At 62.0% G+C, this 16,940-nt stretch carries 11 protein-coding genes; 2 read left to right on the top strand and 9 right to left on the bottom strand.

Going from position 1 to position 16,940, the window contains the following annotated elements; all coding sequences use genetic code 11:
- Positions 1–11: 11 nt before the first annotated feature.
- The 5 genes from FJ950_RS27435 to tagH form a co-directional block, all read right to left on the bottom strand.
- Entirely contained in the window at positions 12–2,693 is a 2,682-nt protein-coding gene (locus FJ950_RS27435) for a serine/threonine-protein kinase (RefSeq protein ID WP_140620096.1), read from the bottom strand.
- Positions 2,690–3,469: a PP2C family serine/threonine-protein phosphatase gene (locus tag FJ950_RS27430; protein WP_140620094.1), complete on the bottom strand. Its 780-nt coding sequence runs from the start codon at positions 3,467–3,469 to the stop codon at positions 2,690–2,692. Before FJ950_RS27430 ends, FJ950_RS27435 begins: the two co-directional genes overlap by 4 nt.
- A gap of 135 nt (positions 3,470–3,604) precedes the next feature.
- Complete coding sequence (tssM, locus tag FJ950_RS27425) at positions 3,605–7,147, bottom strand: type VI secretion system membrane subunit TssM (protein WP_181171463.1); 3,543 nt, start codon at positions 7,145–7,147, stop codon at positions 3,605–3,607.
- Positions 7,144–8,499 (bottom strand): type VI secretion system protein TssL, long form, encoded by a 1,356-nt coding sequence (tssL, locus tag FJ950_RS27420; RefSeq protein ID WP_348641178.1) that lies wholly within the window; start codon positions 8,497–8,499, stop codon positions 7,144–7,146. The genes tssM and tssL overlap by 4 nt, the downstream gene beginning before the upstream one ends.
- A gap of 422 nt (positions 8,500–8,921) precedes the next feature.
- A complete protein-coding gene (gene tagH / locus FJ950_RS27415) occupies positions 8,922–10,001 on the bottom strand; it encodes a type VI secretion system-associated FHA domain protein TagH (protein ID WP_140620090.1) in 1,080 nt (359 codons plus the stop codon).
- Between the two features lie 225 nt (positions 10,002–10,226).
- On the opposite strand from tagH, the gene tssI reads away from it, so the two are divergent.
- Both tssI and FJ950_RS27405 read left to right on the top strand, forming a co-directional pair.
- A complete protein-coding gene (gene tssI, locus FJ950_RS27410) occupies positions 10,227–12,554 on the top strand; it encodes a type VI secretion system tip protein VgrG (protein WP_140620129.1) in 2,328 nt (775 codons plus the stop codon).
- A gap of 87 nt (positions 12,555–12,641) precedes the next feature.
- Positions 12,642–13,682: a HEAT repeat domain-containing protein gene (locus FJ950_RS27405; RefSeq protein ID WP_140620080.1), complete on the top strand. Its 1,041-nt coding sequence runs from the start codon at positions 12,642–12,644 to the stop codon at positions 13,680–13,682.
- Between the two features lie 42 nt (positions 13,683–13,724).
- On the opposite strand, the gene FJ950_RS27400 is transcribed toward FJ950_RS27405, so the two are convergent.
- From FJ950_RS27400 to FJ950_RS27385, 4 genes are all read right to left on the bottom strand, one after another.
- Entirely contained in the window at positions 13,725–14,933 is a 1,209-nt protein-coding gene (locus FJ950_RS27400) for a TIGR02270 family protein (protein ID WP_140620078.1), read from the bottom strand.
- Between the two features lie 8 nt (positions 14,934–14,941).
- Entirely contained in the window at positions 14,942–15,394 is a 453-nt protein-coding gene (locus FJ950_RS27395; RefSeq protein ID WP_140620077.1) for a DUF6484 domain-containing protein, read from the bottom strand.
- Positions 15,395–15,463: 69 nt separating this feature from the next.
- A complete protein-coding gene (locus FJ950_RS27390; protein ID WP_140620075.1) occupies positions 15,464–16,441 on the bottom strand; it encodes a hypothetical protein in 978 nt (325 codons plus the stop codon).
- A gap of 22 nt (positions 16,442–16,463) precedes the next feature.
- Complete coding sequence (locus tag FJ950_RS27385) at positions 16,464–16,931, bottom strand: hypothetical protein (RefSeq protein WP_140620072.1); 468 nt, start codon at positions 16,929–16,931, stop codon at positions 16,464–16,466.
- Positions 16,932–16,940 lie beyond the last annotated feature (9 nt).

Raw genomic sequence — 16,940 nt, 5'->3', positions numbered from 1 at the left:
GGCGTTCATATCTATCCGCCGAGCCTGAAATACTTCGCGGCGGCGGAGAATTGCGAGCCGTCGGCCTCGATCTCCTCGAGGATCTTTGGCAAAAGGTCGGAGGCTGGTGTCGGCCTGGAGAAGCTCGCGGCCCGAATGTCGTGCGGTCCGGTGATCACCAGCATGATCTGCGGCAGGGCTTTGCCGGCCGCCTTGTCGGCGGCGCCCAAACCAATCGGAATGCTGAAAGTCGCCTTGTCAGCCTGCGCCACCATGCGGTCATCAAGGTTGAAGGCGATGCCTCTGTGGTCGATCAGCATAACGTTGGAAACGAGCCCGCCATGGGTTGCCAGCGTGCCCCTGATCGGCGCGCCGTCCGGCACCGCCGTCCGGTCGAGAACCAGTTGCGGCCTTTCCACCTGGTTGCGGTCGAGCAAGCGCAGGAACCTGGTCACTTCACACTGGGGCTGGTCGATGACACGGACGCTGATATCGGGCTCGAGATGGAACCTCGACTGAAAGTCATTGAGCATCTGCTCGAAGGGCTGCACGGCGGTTGCGAAGCCTTCGATTGCGGCGGCGCTGGCGCTTTGGGATGTCAGCGACGCGTAGAAACAGTCGCCGCCACTGAAGTCGCGCACCCACAACGCACGTTGCGCCGTCTCGTCGACTGCCGCCGCTGGCGGCACCGCCGGCTTGGGCATGTTGATGGCGACGTCGGTGTGTTCGGGCTGCGTGGTCAACGGCGGCCGCGGTTGCTGGGACGGTTGCGGCGTGTTCGCCGCTGCGGTCGGCGCGGCTGGCAGCGGCTTGCTGGCGATCGCAGTCGGCGGCACCGGCTGAGCCGGCGGGCTGACCGGCAGAGCCGGCACTGGGCTTTGCGCAATCGTCGGCGATGAAGCCTCCGGCTTGGCCATTTTGGAAAGCTTATCGACCAGCTCGGTTGCGCTTGGTTTCGTCGCCGGCGGGTTTGCTTCCCGCGCCGGCTTGCCCTCTGCCTGCGTCTGACTTGCCGCCGACGTCCCCGGCGGCTCGCCGACTGGCTGCGGCGGGTTCGCCTTCGCCTCGGGCTTAGCCACCGACACCGCGTTTGATCGGGTCGCGGCCGGCGTCTCGGCAGGCTTGATCTCGACCGGCGGAGTAGCCGTTGCTTCGGGTTGAGCCATGGATGGTGCGGTCTCGCCGATGGGCGGCACCATAGGCGCCTGCCTGTCGGCGATCACCGGCTGGCCCGTCGGCTCCTGGCCGGCGACCTGCTGTGATTTTGTTGCCGATGGCAGCTCGGGGCGCGGGGTCGGCACCGGCATTTCGGGGGGCTTGGCCTGCTGCGGTCTCTGCTTGCCTGCTGCGTCCGCCTGGTCCGCGGCCGGTATTGTGGTCTTCACCTGAGCATCCGGCAGCGCAGGTGGCATTGCCGTTTGTTCGGTGGCAGCGTTGTCTTGTTTTGACGGCTCCGGCTGCAGCGGTGATGATGGCGCCGGCTGCGATGCTTCCGGTTGCGGCGTCTGCACCACCGGTTTTGATGTCAGGGGCTTGAGGGTCCCTTCGGCCGGCGGCCGCGCCAGGATGCCACTGACATAAAGGCCGCCTCCCAACAGGACCGCCAGCGTTACCAGGCCGGCAGCGATGGCTGGCATCCGCCCCGACTTTCGCGGCTCAGCCGGAACGGTCGTGCCGGGCGTCGACGCCGACGCTGCTTGCGACAGATGCGCCGGCCGCACATGCTCGACAAAGCGTTGTTCGCCCGGAGATGCCGAAGGCTCGAGCCTGGAGGTGGGCAGTGCCGTCCAGCCGGCGCGCGGCAAGCCGGAGCGTTCGCGCGAACCATACGATACGGGCGGCAATGTCAGCTCGACATCCTCGCCACGCGTTGCCCTGGCGATCTCGGCCATGCTGGCGGGCCGATCGCGCGGGTCGGGCTGCAGCATGGCGCCGAGGAGATCGTGGAACTCGGGATCGATGTCAGACAGGTCTGGGACGTTCCGGCGTTTTTCGATGACCTCGTACTGCGAGCCGCTCATGTCGAGTGGCTTTCCGCGCAGTGCGGCGGCGAGTACCAAGCCGAGACTATAGATATCGGACTGCTCACTGACCTCGCCGCCATAGAGGCCGAGCTGTTCGGGCGATACGTAATTGTATTTGCCGGCGAACTTCCCACCGATCAGCGTTTCACCGCCTGCGGTCGCCGAGCGAGCGATACCGAAATCAATGATCTTGGCGTGCTCCACCCGCCCGCCAGGCAGGATGATGTTGTCCGGCGAAAGGTCGCGGTGAATCGCGCCCGCCTGATGCACAGCCGCCAGCCCCGAGGTCAAGCGATGGCAAAGGCGCCGCACGTCTTCCCCCTGCATCGCTCCGTGACGCATCACATCAAAAAGTGATTGGCCGTCCACGAACTCCATTGCCAGGTAGGGGCGGCCGATCTTCGGATCGATGGTGAAGACGTGATAGCGAACCACCGCGTCATGCGACAGATGGTTGAGGATCGATGCTTCCTTGCGGAACAGCGACAGGATCGTCTGGTCACGGGCGAATTCGGGCAGGACGATCTTAATCGCCACGTGATCGCCGGTTTGGATGTTGTGGCCGCGATAGACTTCTCCCATGCCGCCGGACGCGATCCTCTCGTCGAGTTCGTAGATGCCGCTGAGCTGCGTGCCGGCGCCGGCATAGGTGACGTTGGTCGATATCCGCGTTTTATCGTCGTCGCTCATCTCGCGAGGCTCTCCGGTCCGGACCGATCCGGATGGGGCGCACGGTTGCGCCCGCCGCCGATCTTCACGAGTACGATGGTCACATTGTCCGTGCCGCCCCGCGCCAGCACCGTCTCCAGCAGGCTCCGGCACGCCGCCTGCGGCGTTGCCGATCTGACTGCGGCTTCGATCTCGGCGTCGCTGACATGAGCCGTCAGTCCGTCGGTGCTCAGGACGAAGACATCCCCCGCCATCAGCTCGCCCTGCTGGAAATCGATCTCGAGCTCGTCGCTCACCCCGACTGCATGGGTGATGACGTGGCGGCGCGGCCAGGTAAGCGCCTCTTGCGCGCTGATCATGCCGCGATCCACCAGTTCCTGGACCTCGGTGTGATCCTTCGAGACCTGAAAGATTGTCCCGTCACGGATCAGGTAGATGCGGCTGTCGCCGGCCCATAGGCCCGCGAACCGTCCATCCATGGCAAGCAAGGCGGCGAAGGTCGAGCCGATGGTGATGCCGCGGGATCGCGAGATCTCGCGGATCTCGGAGTTGGCGCGGCTCAGCCGGTCCTCGAAGCGCGCACGAAGGTCGGGTGCCGAGCTCGCTATGCCGATCGTTGCCAGATGGTCGACGATGCTGGCCGACGCGACCTCGCCGGCTTCGTGCCCGCCCATGCCATCCGCCACCACCCAGAGACCGGTCTGCGGCTCTATCAGATAGTTGTCCTCGTTGTGGTCGCGCACGCAGCCTCTATGGGTCACGCCGAAGCTTTCGATGGAAAGGGCGACAGTGCTCAATTTGCCACCTAGCGCTTCGCGAGCGTCCCCTGTGACCAACCCCGGGCAGCGTGCCCAGGCCACTTTGCCATAAGCGCATCCATTAGAGTACCAAAATGAGTGCCGCAGCCGGCGCTGCGCTTGTACAGGGCCATGTCAGAACGCCTTCGGACAGCTGAAGTCGGCCAGGGCTGGCAACAGGAACGGATTTGCCGCCGGTCCGGTCTGGATCATGTAAGAGACGTCGCGTCCGCCGATCACGAAGCGGGCTTCGCCGCTGGCGGTGATGGTCGCCTTGTCCAGCAGACGCTTGAACGCCCACGGTCCCTCGAATTTGATAGCCGAGTCGCGGCCGGGCATTTGCGGCATCAAGGTGAGGCTGGCGGAAGCCGAGGCTGTGCTGTTTGGCCACGTCACCGTGCTCGGCGCGTTGTCCGTCTGGCTGCTCTGGATGGTCTGGCCGTCAACGTTGAGAAAGGCGTTGTCTGCGTCTCCATTGAGCGTAGACGGCGTGATGGTCATCGAAACCGAGGGCACAGAGCCGCCGGACGGGAAGAAGGCGCTGCGGATCTCTGCGGCCGACTGAAAGGATTTCAGGGTCGACTTCGCCAAGTCGTGGCCGGCGCGGGCATCCTGTCTCCAGGTCCATTCCTGGCCGCTCATGTCGATGAGCGACGCAAGGTTCTGCGCAAAGAAACGGTCAATCAGCCCGCCCGGCGCGAAAAGCTTTGCGAAATCCGCTATCGAGATCTCTTGCGTAGCGTCCCTTGCGAAGGGAAAGCGACCGCCGACCGCCTCCTCGCAGGCTCGTGTGACCGTCTGGTCGAGGTTCTGGTTGAGGTTGGCCAGCGAGGCTTCGGCGACACTGCCAGCAAACTCGTCCGCTGCCGAGTTGACCATGCGCGCAAGCGGCTTTGGAAGACGCGAGACATTGGCGCGCAGTGTGGAGATCTGCAGCTGCAGGTTGGCGTTGACGCGTTCGGTCTGTGAAGGATCGTCGGCCGAAAGCCTCAGGCTTTGAAAGATATCGCGGAAATTCCGCGTCAACGCATCGATGGGCCGCCCTCCGTTTGCGCCGCTGACCAGGGACTGGAACGATCGAAACTGCGCCTCGACGTTCGCCCCGGCACTGTGTGCGACAGCCGAGCCAGAGCCGGCACGGCTCTGCGACTTGCCGCCGGCGATCTGCAGGCCGATGCGAGCCAGGCCTTTGGCCATGCTGGCGAGATCCTCTTGCGCCGCGCCGCCTTCGCCTTCGACCATCTTATCCTTTGTCAACGCGGTCTCGTCGGCGATCGCCGTGGAGAGCTGAGCAAGAGGCGAGTCCGGCGCGGCGAGAGCGGAAAGCGACAGATATCGCGGCTTGTCTTCGAGCAATGCCTTGAACATCAGCTGGTCAAGGACGCCGTTCCACGCGGCGGAGAATTCCTTGCCGTAGCGGTCGATCAGTTCTGGACCGAGCTTGGGCAGATCCTGGTCGATGCCGCCCTGTTCCCCGCCGCCGCCAAGCACCCATTGGTCATTGACGAGGATTTGCGCGATGCGCGAGAGCTGCGGCAGGAAGAAACGGTTGAAGCCATCGCGCGTGTAAAGCCCGGGAACGTCCAGATCCGCGAGATCGCCGCCATCCGCGCGTTCGAACACGAGCTGTGCCTCAGGGCCGGCTTTTGCTGCGACTGGGAAGCTCTGCAGCCTTGCCGCGTAGACCGCCGACTTGATCAGCGCTGAAGCGCGGTCGGCAAGGCTCATGCGGCCAAGCGAGCGCTGCGCGGCTTCGATCAATGGCTGGTTGAGCTCGAAGACGGGATCGTAGGCGTCATCCAGGGCAAGCATCGCGCGCAGATGCTTTTCGAGCTGCGCGCGGCCCTCGCGGTTGTTCTCGCCCGGATAGCGGTTCACTTCCCAATCCTGCTTCATCCAGGAAACAATCAACTCGTTATCGACCTTCGGAGCCTTTCCGCCGAGCATGAGATAGATCTTAAGCGGCTCGTAGAGTGCGATTGGATCGGCAATCTTGGCCTGGATGGTCCGCTCCGCCTGCACCAGGAGGCGGGAGCGGAATGTCCGCTCGAGCGCTTGCCGATAGGCATCCTTCGAGGCCGACAGCAGCCTGTCGCGCTGGCCAAGCCCGAACGTCTCCTCGATCGGCTTTCCCTGGTCGCCGGTCTCGAACCCCGCTGGCAGGTTGCGCAACTGGTCGAGCGGACCGATGACATTTTCGAGGTCGACGTCGCTCACCATAGTGCTCTTGAGCAGCGCATCGGCGCTGTCGCGATAGTGGGCCATGGACTGCCTGGTGGACGTGATCAGGGACTGGTTGGCGAAGAAGCTCAGCCCAAGCACGCCGAGCGCCGTCAACGTCGCCAGCGCAATCGTGGCGAGGCCACCCAATCTCGCAAGTCTGGCGCGCCGCTCGGCCACCCGGTCGACAGATACCCAACCTGATTCCGGGAAGATCACCTTGGTCAGGAGATCGTGCAGGAAGAAGCTCTTGCCGGTCCCCGAAAGATGCGCCTGCGAGGCGGTGCCGAAGCTGCGCCCGATTGTGCCCAGTACCTGGTCGAACGGTGTTCCTTCCTGAGTACCCGAGGAGAAATAGAGGCCCCGCAAGCTGACATTCACCCGCGATCGGGAGGCATCGAACAAACTGCCGATGAAATGCGCGGTCCGGTTCCTGAGGGCGCCGAACTGCGCCGGGAAGTCGAAGATGGCGATGCGCGCCACCGGGTCGGCCTCTTCCTGCAAGCGCTCGACGAGTTCTTCTGCCAAGCGCTGCGCCAGGCCGTCGAACTCAGCCGCTGCCTCGCCGGCCATGTTCCTTGTGCGATCGGCGGTCTGGAACGTCGCGCCCCATACCTGGCGCCTGCGCACGTCATCAAAGCCGCCGAAATAATCCATGAAGCCCGACAAGAGGTCGGCTTTGGTGAAAAGCAGATAGACGGGAAACTGGATCTTGAGCGTCTCGTGCAATTCGCGCAGACGGCTCCTTATCTCGGTGACATGCGCATCGATATGCTGGTCGTCGAGGCTGATGAGATCGGCGAGGCTGATGGCGAGGATCACCCCGTTGATTGGTTGCCTGGGGCGGGTTTTCTTAAGCAATCCCAGGAATGCAAGCCAGCTCCCCTGGTCGCGTTCGCGGTCCGATTCGTGCGTCGTGTAGCGGCCGGCCGTATCGATCAGCACGGCTTCATCGGTAAACCACCAGTCGCATGACCGCGTGCCGCCGACGCCAGTCACCGGCTGGGCGTTGCCGGAGCCCGCAAGCGGAAAGTTGAGGCCGGAGTTGACCAGCGCCGTCGTCTTGCCGGCGCCTGGCGGACCGATGACGATGTACCAGGGGACATCATAAAGGAAGTTGCGCTTGCGGCTCGTCCGCCTGAGCGTCGCGATGGCTTCGCTCATGCGCGCTTCGAGCACCAGTGAATCGTCGTTGCGCTCGTCGCCGCGCACAATGGCCGTTTCGAGCGCCTGTTGCGCCTTGCGTCTTTGCCAGAAGCCAATGCCGTAGAAAGACGCAAGCACGATCGCGGTCGTGCCGATGATGAGTGCCCTGAGCCACACCGACCCAAGCGGGCGGGTGTCGGCGAAGCGGATCAGGGGTCCGGCATACCAGACGGCGGCCGAGAAGCCGACCAGGGCAAGCGCGCTGAAGATCCGCAGCACCCAGCCGATCAGCTCCTCGCCGCGCCGGCTCATAACTCGTCCTGCTTTGGGAGTATCACGTCGACGCGGCGGTTCTTGGCCCGGCCGTCGGCGGTCGCATTGTCGGCAATGGGTTCGTCTTCGCCCTTGCCTTCGACGCTCAGGCGCGACGGGTCCTTCAATTGCTTGGCCATCATGGCCTGCACCGCTTTTGCACGTGCAACAGAAAGGTCGAAATTCGACTTGAATGTGCTCGACTTCTTCGGCTTCACGTTGTCGGTATGGCCGACGATTTTGATCGGTCCGGGTTCGGCATCGAGCGCCGAGGCGATGTCTGTCGCGATGGGCTGGAACTGTGCCGTTACCCCGGCCTGGCCGGGCACGAACAAGAGCTGGCTGCTGATCTCTACGACGATGAAGTCGCCCTTGGTGCCGACGCTCAGTCCACCGCCCGCGACCTCCTTGGCGAGTGCGGTGCGGATGCGGTCGATCTGCGTGGTGTTCGCAGCCGTAGGTGGTGGCGGGTCGGCTCGCGCCGGCTCGGCGGGCGCCTCTACGCTGGCCCGTTCAATCATAACCGGACTGGATGGATTGAGCGCCAGCAACTCGCTGGCAGTGACATCGCCTTCGTCGGTGATCAATATCCTCAGCCAGAAAAAGGCTACCGTCACCAGGGTCGCGGCGGCGGCTGCGATCGCCCACAGCGGCAGCCGCCCTGCTGGCCTGGGCATCGCCGCCGCCATGCCTTGCCACCTGGGCGAAATCTCGTCTGCGGCACGTGGCCTAAAATAGCGCAGTGTGTCGTAGACGTCGCGCCGGACGCGCTCGAGTGTGTTGCGCTCACCCGACAATGCCCGATACTGGCCTTGGAAGCCCAGCGAAAGGCAGGCATGCATCAATTCGAGCAGGTCGCAATGCCCTTCAGGCTTGGCGAGGATATTGTTCAGCGCCTCGTAAAAGCCCGTCCCTGTCGGCTGCGTGTGGAAGAACTTCATCACCATACTGTGCCGCAGCCAGGTATGTTTGTCCGGCCAGGGCAGATTGCCGATGAGGTCGTCGGCGGTTTCGCAAAGCGCAAACTTGGCGATCCGCGCGTCTTGTTCGGCAATTCCGGCTTTGGCCGTGGCACGGTCGAAGCTATCGATGTTGTCCGCGATATGCTCGGCCAAAGCGGCCGCTTGGCGTTCGACCGGCATCAGCCGCAACTGGCCGAACAGCATGAGCAAGGGGGCTGCGGTGGCAAGGATGGGATTGGCCGCGGCATACTTCACGCCAGCGGTGGCGTGGAGCAAGGCATCCTGCTGCAACACCGGTCTTTTTGCAGCAACCGCTTCGTTGTCCTGAACAACCACGGTTCCCGACGACCAGCCGGGGGGCAACTGCTGGCCGGCGCCGGGGTCGAACACTGTCGATTCCCTGGCGGGTGAGGGGAGAGGGGGCACGCTTTGCAGACCGGAACCAGCGGGAGCCACGAGCGGCCTTTGCCTTGGCCGTGGCACGCGGATGACGGTTTTATCCGGAGGCTCGGAGGAATCGTCCTTCGAGCTCATCGGCGCACCACCGACGAAGTCCAACGGGCGTCTTTCAGACAGGAGGAAAGCGGCATAGGAGGCTCAGTATCAGCAGCGAGCCGGATGGAAGGTCTGATTTTGCCGAAACATGACATTCCTGCACACGCCCCAAGCCGCGCCGCTTGCCAGCTTGGCAAGCGCTCCTATGCCATTCTAGTCGCACAGGAAGCCGATTGAAATCGGAAAGCAGGATGTCAAGGAAGCGGCTTTTCCATGAAGTTGCATAGCGAGTGCTACCAACGCCATCTGGCGCGAGGCTATTTCTGCTTGCCAGCCTTGGCGTAGGCTTCGGCGAAATAGGCAAGAAAGACATCCAGCATGCCGTTTTCGTGCTTGTCTTCCATCGTCCGCCACGTCGCGACGAGCGCATCCCAGGCTTGGCTCTTCCTGGATGAAAAGGAGGCAGGCGGGATTCTTCTGGCGATTGCCTCCGGCGACAGGTCGTCGAGCAGCCTTGAGAGCGCGGCCTGCATGGCTGCGTAGGTTGCGATTTCGTGGGTCTTCAGGTCGTCGAACGCATCCTCGATGCTGCGTCTGGCATCCAGATAACCCGCCCGCCGCTTGGCAAACATGATTTCCAGCATGTCGTCGGTGCCCGGCACGAATTTCAGCGGGTTGTTGTCCGCGGCGCCGATCATCGTGCGATGCGCGCTCTTGGCGAGCACCTTGGCCGCCGCGCGCGCCTTGAGCAGCAAGGACAATTGCTCGACTGTGGTTCGCAAAACCGCGCCGATCTCGGCAGCGACATCATGCGGGTCGCGCGACGCCAACAGCTCCGGCGACAAGCCGGCCGCCCTGGCGATATCACCAAGTATCCGGTCGGCTTCCGCCGGCTGCTTGACTGGGACATCAGGGCCGGGGCTCGGCGCCGACGACATCGACATTTTCGCTGCCTGGCCCGGGCTGTGTTCTGCCGGTGTGGGCAACGGTGCGCTGCCGGGCTCAAGCGACCGTCCCGTCGAGGCCGGCAACTCGCGTTGCGTCGAGCCGGTCCTGGCTTGCGGACGACCGGCGCCAACGCGCTCTTCGTCGATCGAGACAGTGATGACATACTGGCCGATCAGCAGCCGGTCGCCTCGGTCTAATCGATGGGGCGCATTCAGGCGCTGGCTGGAGCCGTTGACGAAAGTGCCGTTGCGCGACAGGTCGTATAGCCAGAACGAGCCCGTCTGATAGCGGATTTCGCAATGCCTCCCCGAGATGAGTTTGGCAGGGTCGGACAGCGTCCAGTCGCAGTTTTCGCGCCCGATTTCGAAGCCGCGGTCGCGGGCGGCATAGCTCGTCGCGACCCCTGGCGGCAGCCGGTCGACATTGCTGATCTGAAGCGAGATGAACATTGAAAGCCACTGTCCCCTGAAACCAAGGCATTCTAGCAGCTTGCCGGCGCAGTGGGAGAGGCGCCTTCCACGAACAATGCTCGCCAGGTTCATGCGTTGCTTTTATTTGGTCTCCGTCGAAGATATGCTAGCTTGCGGCGGTCAGATGCTGTGAACGTGATGCCGTTCACGGAGCGGGGCTTCAATCCATCATCCCGGCGGCCGCGTCGAGGAGGGGCACGACCCATGCCGAATGAACGTGCCACGGTTCTACAGACGCCGGTTGGGGCCGATGTGCTGACCTTTACCCATCTCGTCGGCCGGGATGAGATCAGCCGATGTTTTGCCTATACCGTGGGGTTCGTCAGCAAGAGCCGTGAGATCGATCCGCTGAAGATGCTAGGCGGCGTCGTTTCCGTCGAAGGCGAATCCGATCCAAAGCGTTGGTTCAGCGGTCTGGTGTCAGACTTCAAACTTACCCGCATAGAGGATCGGTTGACCTATTACGAGGCCAGTGTCAGGCCATGGCTCTGGTTCCTCGGCAACACCACCGACTGCCGCATTTTCCAGAACATGACCGCTGTCGAGATCGTTGAAAAGATCTTCTCGAAATACGGCATCGCCAAGTTCGAGAAGCGGCTGCAGGGGTCTTATCCCTCGCGCGAATATTGCGTGCAGTACGATGAGAGCGATCTCGATTTTGTGCAGCGGCTGCTCGAGCACGAAGGGATCTTCTATTTCTTCGAGCACGACGAGGGCAAGCACACGCTGGTGCTGTGCGATGCCATGAGCAAGCTGAAGCCGGCGCCAGGCTACGACAAGGTGCTTTACAATTTCGAGGGCCACGGCTCGCGCCGTGATGTGGAATACATTACCGAATGGATTCCGGGCAGCGCCGTGCGTCCAGGCGCCTACGTTCATACCGACTATGATTTCGAGAAGCCCGGCGCTGACCTGATGGCGAAATCCGCTCAGCCCTTCGCCCATCAGGAGGCTTCGGGCGAAAACTACCGTCAGCCCGGCGCGCATCTCGATGTCGGGCGGGGCGATAAGATTGCGGGTATCCGCCGTGAGGAACTCCAGGCTGTGCACCAGCACAGCACGGCGGTGGGAACCGTCCGGGGCCTTTTTTCAGGCTGCAAGTTCACGCTCGAAAGTTTTCCTCGCGACGACCAGAACCAGGACTATCTCGTGACCAGCGCCGACTACCGGCTGTTCGATCCGGGCTACCGGACCCAAAACGAAGCCCACAGCGAGAATTTCAAGGTCGTGCTTGGCATCGCGCCCACCAAACTGCCCTACCGGCCGCCGCGGATCACGCCGCGACCGCTCATGCGCGGGCCGCAGACCGCGACCGTCGTGGGCCCGTCGGGCGAGGAGATCTTCACCGACAAATATGCTCGGGTGAAGGTGCAATTTCATTGGGACCGCCTCGGCAAGAAGGACCAGAACTCGTCTTGCTTCGTGCGTGTGTCGCAGACCTGGGCCGGCAGCGGCTGGGGCTTCATCCAGATCCCTCGCATCGGCCAGGAGGTCATCGTCGATTTCATCGAGGGCGATCCTGATTTGCCGATCATCACCGGTCGCGTCTACAACGCCGCTGAGATGCCGCCCTACGGACTGCCGGCCAATGCGACACAATCGGGCTGGAAGTCCAACTCGTCAAAAGGCGGCGGCGGCTATAACGAACTGATGTTCGAGGACAAGGCCGGCTCCGAGCTGGTCAATTTTCAGGCGCAGAAGGACCACCATCTGCTGATCAAGCACGATCGCAACAAGACCGTTCAGCACGACCAGTCCGACCGCATCGACCACGACGCCAAGCACTCTGTCGGCCATAACCTTGACGAGGACGTCGGCAACAACAAGACGGTCAAGGTCGGCGTCGACCAGACCACCAACATCGGTAGCAACGACACCGAGACCGTGGGCGCGAACCGTTCGCTGACGGTCGGCGCCAACGAGACCATCCATATCGGCGCCAATTCGTCGGAAACAATCGGGTCCAACCATTCTCAGACAGTTGGCCTGGTGCAGACGGTGACGGTGGGCGCGGCGCGAATCGACACGGTGGGCGCCACCGAGACAAGAAGCGTCGGCGCGGTGCAGACGAACACCATCGGCGCATCGAGAAGCGTCACCGTGGGTGCGGGGCAGACCCACAGCATTGGAGCCTCGGACAACTGGACGGTCGGAGCCAGTCAAATCGTACAAGTCAGCGCCGACCAGAACTTTGACGTTGGCGGAGCGCAGGCCCTGCAGATAGGGAAATCCCGAGCGACCAAAATTGCCGACGACGACGCCGCCGATGTCGGCGGCGGCCACAATCTGAAGGTGGGTAAATCCAGTGCGGTCGACGTCGCCGACGACGGCAGTTTCAAGATTGGGAAGAATTTCGCGATAGACGCCGGCGACTCGATTTCGCTGACATGCGGCAACGCATCGATCACGATGAAAAAGGACGGAACTATCTTGATCAAAGGAAAAGATATCACGGTCAGCGGATCCGGTAAGATCAATATCAAGGCGTCGAGCGACGTCACCATCAAGGGATCGAAGATCCACGAAAACTGACGGTGGTTTGGGTCGGGAGAGGCGGCGCTGTGCTCTTCGCCGGTTTGCCTGTCCGGCCCCGGCGATGCGATTGGCTGGTTGCCTAAAATGACGGTGCTGGAAAACATTGTCGGGGAACATGCCGAGCGCTCCGCCGCCTTATGGGCGCAGCGGGACAGTTTGGCGCTCGACGATCCTCCCGATCTGAACGCCGTAAGGGCCATCGATGACAGACTGGAAATTAATCTCGATGGCCTGAGGGTTGCTGGCCTCGCAGCTTGGCCGTGCGTCCTTTCTATGGACGAGGAAGCGCCTGGCAAAGGCGCGCTTTTTGTCGTGTCTTGGACGGCTTTCGAATTCGAAACCGCCGATCACGTCGCAAAAGTCGTCGAGATCGGTCGCACCGCAATCGATGGTCCGGCTGGCTTGCTTGGCGCCTTGGCATGGCACGAACCACGCAAGATTGGGGCATGGGTGCGGACTTGGATTGATGAGGGCGACTCGTTCAAAAGGCTTCTTGGAATGTCGGCCTGTCTGGCACACCGCGTCGATCCAAAGCAGGTGCTTTTGCTGCGACTTCGCGACCCCGAGACATCGGTTCGTATCGTCAGCCTTCGCCTCGCCGGAGAGCTCCGTCGTGCCGATTTGACGGCCGAAATCGCGAATGCGCTTACGGATGAAGACCAGCAGGTGCGTTTCTGGGCAGCCTGGACCTTGAACGAACTCGGCCAAAGCGGTCCGGGCCTTGCGGAACTTAGAAGGACGGTTGAGCGAGGTGACCACAATGGTGTGCTCGCTCTCCGAGCCGTAGTGAAGGCGACTCCCGTCAAGCAGGTGCGAAGCTGGATCGGAACTTTGCTCCGCCTGCCGCAAAGCGCCCCTTTCGGCGTAAGAGCAGTCGGCATGCTCGGGGATCGCGCTATCTTGCCGTGGCTGATCGAACAGATGGGCTGTCCCGCCCTTGCCGTGGCGGCAGGCGCATCGCTGTTGGAATTGTTTCCAGAGGCGCGGTGGGTGGGCGATCTCTTCACCAACGATCCAGACGCGGCGGGCACTCACTTCCGGGAGTATTTCGGCGACAGGATCGCTAGGGTGCCGCTTAAGGACGGGGTACTAGACTGGGCGCGACGACAGGGCTACGTCGAATGACGTGGTTTTGCAACGACCTAGCGTCAATCCGCCGGATGCAAGCTATTCGAAGCAGCGAGCCGAGCTGTTGACAAGCGGAGTCTCCGGCGCGCCTAATGCCAGGTCCAAAGCGGCGCCCCGTCTTGCACGCAGCGTCCCCTGGGCGAAGGTCTGCGCCAGAGTCTCTGCTCCTAGAGGCTTGCCATGCAAGTATCGCATGCCCTGACCAAAATTCGTTTGGTTTTGCCGCCACCATGCTCGAATCTTACCGACATCTGGCCAGACGAGGTTCTCGTCGCGAGAATAGCCGGGCGGCAGGTTTGCGAGGTCCATGTCTCCAGGCGCCTTAACATGCATTGCTCGTTCCTCAAGCGAGATCCCGGTGATGGTCGCGAAACTTTCGCCGGCCAGCCGGGACAGATCGTGGTCGCGCATTCGTGTAGTCAGCCAAGGTACAAAGATGGGGTCCCCGACAACGGCTGCCCCGGCCGCGATCAGCCTCTCCTTCGAACGATCGCCTCGCAGTCCCAAAAGCCATTCCACGGCGTTTTGATGATCGGCTGCGCGCAGCATAAGTTGCGCGCCTTTCCAGCCGATCCCGTCCGCGCTGGCGTGCATGCGCAGGACCTCCAGTGCCTCACATCTGTCCCCTAAAAGCACGCAGGACCAAGCTGCCCAAAAGCCACATGTCTCGTCGGGGTCATGGAGAGCTGCCTTTATGTCTGAGAGTAGGTCGACGCGCCCAATCTCTCCCGCAAGGCGCAAGGCTCTGGCGCGCACTGCGGGGACTTCGTTGAACAAATTTGACAGACGGGTTGCCGGATCGATGCGACGAACCGAACATGCGGTTATCCCAAGCAGGCGCCTGGAAGGGAGCGGGTCCTCCAACAGCCACGGGATCCATTTCTGGACACGATGCGGCTCTACCCAGCCCAGCGCCGATACGACGGCGCGCAACAGCTGTGGTGATGCCTCGGCAAGATTGAGGATGTAACCGATCCGGTTTTCTGACATGCTCTCGAAGGCGAGAACAGCGGCCACGAAAGTCTCGCCTGGCTCATGATACCGGTCGAAAGCCGTCTCAGCGGCTTGCCACCCCCATTCGCCAGCAACACGCAGACCATCCACATGCGCCTCGATCCGATCGTCCACCCGTCTTAGATTCTTGAGATGCTGATCGGGAGCATCGACTGCTCTGTCACGTTGCAACCAGAGGAATGCCGCGTCTTCGGCATGTTGCTCGACGATATGCTCAATAACGTGGGGTGACATCCGAGGCTCTAGTTAAGCTGGATCGAGCCTCCTTTGATCTTGTTGGGACCGGACGAACGGCTGAGGATATAAGTGCCCCTCAAGATTATCTTGCCGGTGCGGGTCAGTGTAATGCTGGCTTTGCCGCAGCGAAGGACGATTTCGCGCTCAGCACAAAGTTCCAGTCGCTCGCCATCGAGGGTTGCGGCCACGTCCTCGGCGTCAACCGGCTTCGGATGCTGCAGGCGCCCCAGGATGATCGCCTGGTCCGGATCGCCACCCGCGAACATCACCACCACGTCGGCCCCAAAGTCCGTGGGCTCCAGCAAGATCGCTGCGCGAGCGATTGCTACCCTTGGTTCGATTCCGTCGGGAATTGATACCATTGCTTCGCCGGACTGGTCGCGTCCGATGAAGGTACCGATGATGAGGCCATTGCCGAGATTGCTGCCAGCGCTCGAAAAATTAGGGCGATCATTCATCGTGCTTAACCCCTTTCCAGACTTGTCCAAGCATAGTCGCGCACGAAAAACCAGGCAACTCCGCAAGGCTCACGCGGCCAGCGCGGCATCGGGAGCCGCCATTTGTACACACAGAACGTAGTTTTCCATTGTGCTGTATTTCACCTGCAGCGAATATTCCACGAAGTGCCAGGTTGCATAGCCGTCGAACTCTTCGTCCAGCAATTGATCCGGGGCACGGCCGATCTTTTGCGTTACCTGTTCTGGCGAGTCGTCGAACGAAAGCTCCTTCGGCAACTCCCCGGGCCAGCGTGCACCCTCTGCCTCGTGCTCCCGGTAGAACAAGACGTTTGCGAGCGACTGCTCGCGACCTCCACCGAGATAGCGAAAGCGTAGCTCTATGCCGAGGTGCCGTGTGAGGCTGGCGACCGAGCCGGTTTCGTCTTCCTCCAGATTCTGCTCCAGCCGTAACGGCGCAAAAGTCAAACGAACCTCGGGATCCATTAACGGCTTGGCCATCACGCGCGCGATCTGGGCGATGCTTGGAACCAGGGCGGCATCGTCGGCGTCGGCTGGCATGGCAGGGGGGCGCAGAAGGCAGAGAACAAATCCGATCCGCGCGCCTTCATCGACGTAGCTGACGGTCACCCGACACTCTGGCAGTTCCCAGGTGTCGCGCAGATAGGAGCGCCGGGTCGGTTCGTAAGTTGCGAACTTCGCCCTTACACCCTTCCTGTCATCGTCAGGCCCGATACTGAACGGCAGCCGTCCACGATACGGCTTGACGTCGGCATGATTGCGGTAAAAGTACACCTGCGAGAGCACCATGGGTTCGGTCGCGGCATCGAAATCATCTTCGCCCAGCAAGTATGCGCGCGCCACGAACCCGAGTTCCACGCCAAGCTGCAAATTGGTCAGCCAGTCTTCGGCCGAAAGTATCCGACCATCGTCGCCTTCGTCTATGTCCACCGAGGGCTGACGAATAATCTTCAGGCCGGCGAGAAGCGCCTGCACGTCGGGGTCGGTCGATAGTCGACCAAGAAGGTAAACTGATCTGCTGAAATCCATGAATTATGATCGCAATCGCGGTTTAAGCGGGTTCGGGCAGACTCAACATTAGGGCCTCGATCGAGGACCTGTCGCCCGTGTATTGCGCGGTGAGGGTGAGATTGTCTGATATGATCCAGCGGTCCCAGCCGATGTCGCTTTCTGTTTCACTTGGTTTTCCAAACTGAGCGCGCAAATCGGCCTGAGAGGAATCTCTTTTGATGCCGTACGGCAGTGGTCCGCCGTACGGGGCCGCCTTGTTCTTCTCCAGGCGGAGAACCACTCCGGTAAGGACGCAGTTGCCGGATCCGACTGGCGGCAGGTCCTCGAAGAGCTCAGCGTCCTGGAAATTCACGGTCATGCCCGTAATGTCGACGAGAAGATCCAGTTCGTCGCGAGGCATGACAAGCCTCTTGGTGACCCCAGCCGAGCGCAGCAGGGCTTTCACGGCCGGGTCTTCTGCGGTATGACCGAAAAGGCCAACCCAATCTTCGTAGTTCGTCTGAGCCATCGGAGTTCA

The sequence above is a fragment of the Mesorhizobium sp. B2-3-14 genome (assembly GCF_006442175.1).
Classification (GTDB): Bacteria; Pseudomonadota; Alphaproteobacteria; order Rhizobiales; family Rhizobiaceae; genus Mesorhizobium; species Mesorhizobium australicum.
This window is presented reverse-complemented; position numbering and strand designations above follow the sequence as displayed.

What these genes read in the sequence shown, in the direction of transcription:
- FJ950_RS27435 (WP_140620096.1), bottom strand. Translation starts at nt 2,693, where the DNA reads ATGAGCGACGACGATAAAACGCGGATATCGACCAACGTCACCTATGCC.
- tssM (WP_181171463.1), bottom strand. Translation starts at nt 7,147, where the DNA reads ATGAGCCGGCGCGGCGAGGAGCTGATCGGCTGGGTGCTGCGGATCTTC.
- tagH (WP_140620090.1), bottom strand. Translation starts at nt 10,001, where the DNA reads ATGTTCATCTCGCTTCAGATCAGCAATGTCGACCGGCTGCCGCCAGGG.
- tssI (WP_140620129.1), top strand. Translation starts at nt 10,227, where the DNA reads ATGCCGAATGAACGTGCCACGGTTCTACAGACGCCGGTTGGGGCCGAT.
- FJ950_RS27405 (WP_140620080.1), top strand. Translation starts at nt 12,642, where the DNA reads ATGACGGTGCTGGAAAACATTGTCGGGGAACATGCCGAGCGCTCCGCC.
- FJ950_RS27400 (WP_140620078.1), bottom strand. Translation starts at nt 14,933, where the DNA reads ATGTCACCCCACGTTATTGAGCATATCGTCGAGCAACATGCCGAAGAC.
- FJ950_RS27395 (WP_140620077.1), bottom strand. Translation starts at nt 15,394, where the DNA reads ATGAATGATCGCCCTAATTTTTCGAGCGCTGGCAGCAATCTCGGCAAT.
- FJ950_RS27390 (WP_140620075.1), bottom strand. Translation starts at nt 16,441, where the DNA reads ATGGATTTCAGCAGATCAGTTTACCTTCTTGGTCGACTATCGACCGAC.
- FJ950_RS27385 (WP_140620072.1), bottom strand. Translation starts at nt 16,931, where the DNA reads ATGGCTCAGACGAACTACGAAGATTGGGTTGGCCTTTTCGGTCATACC.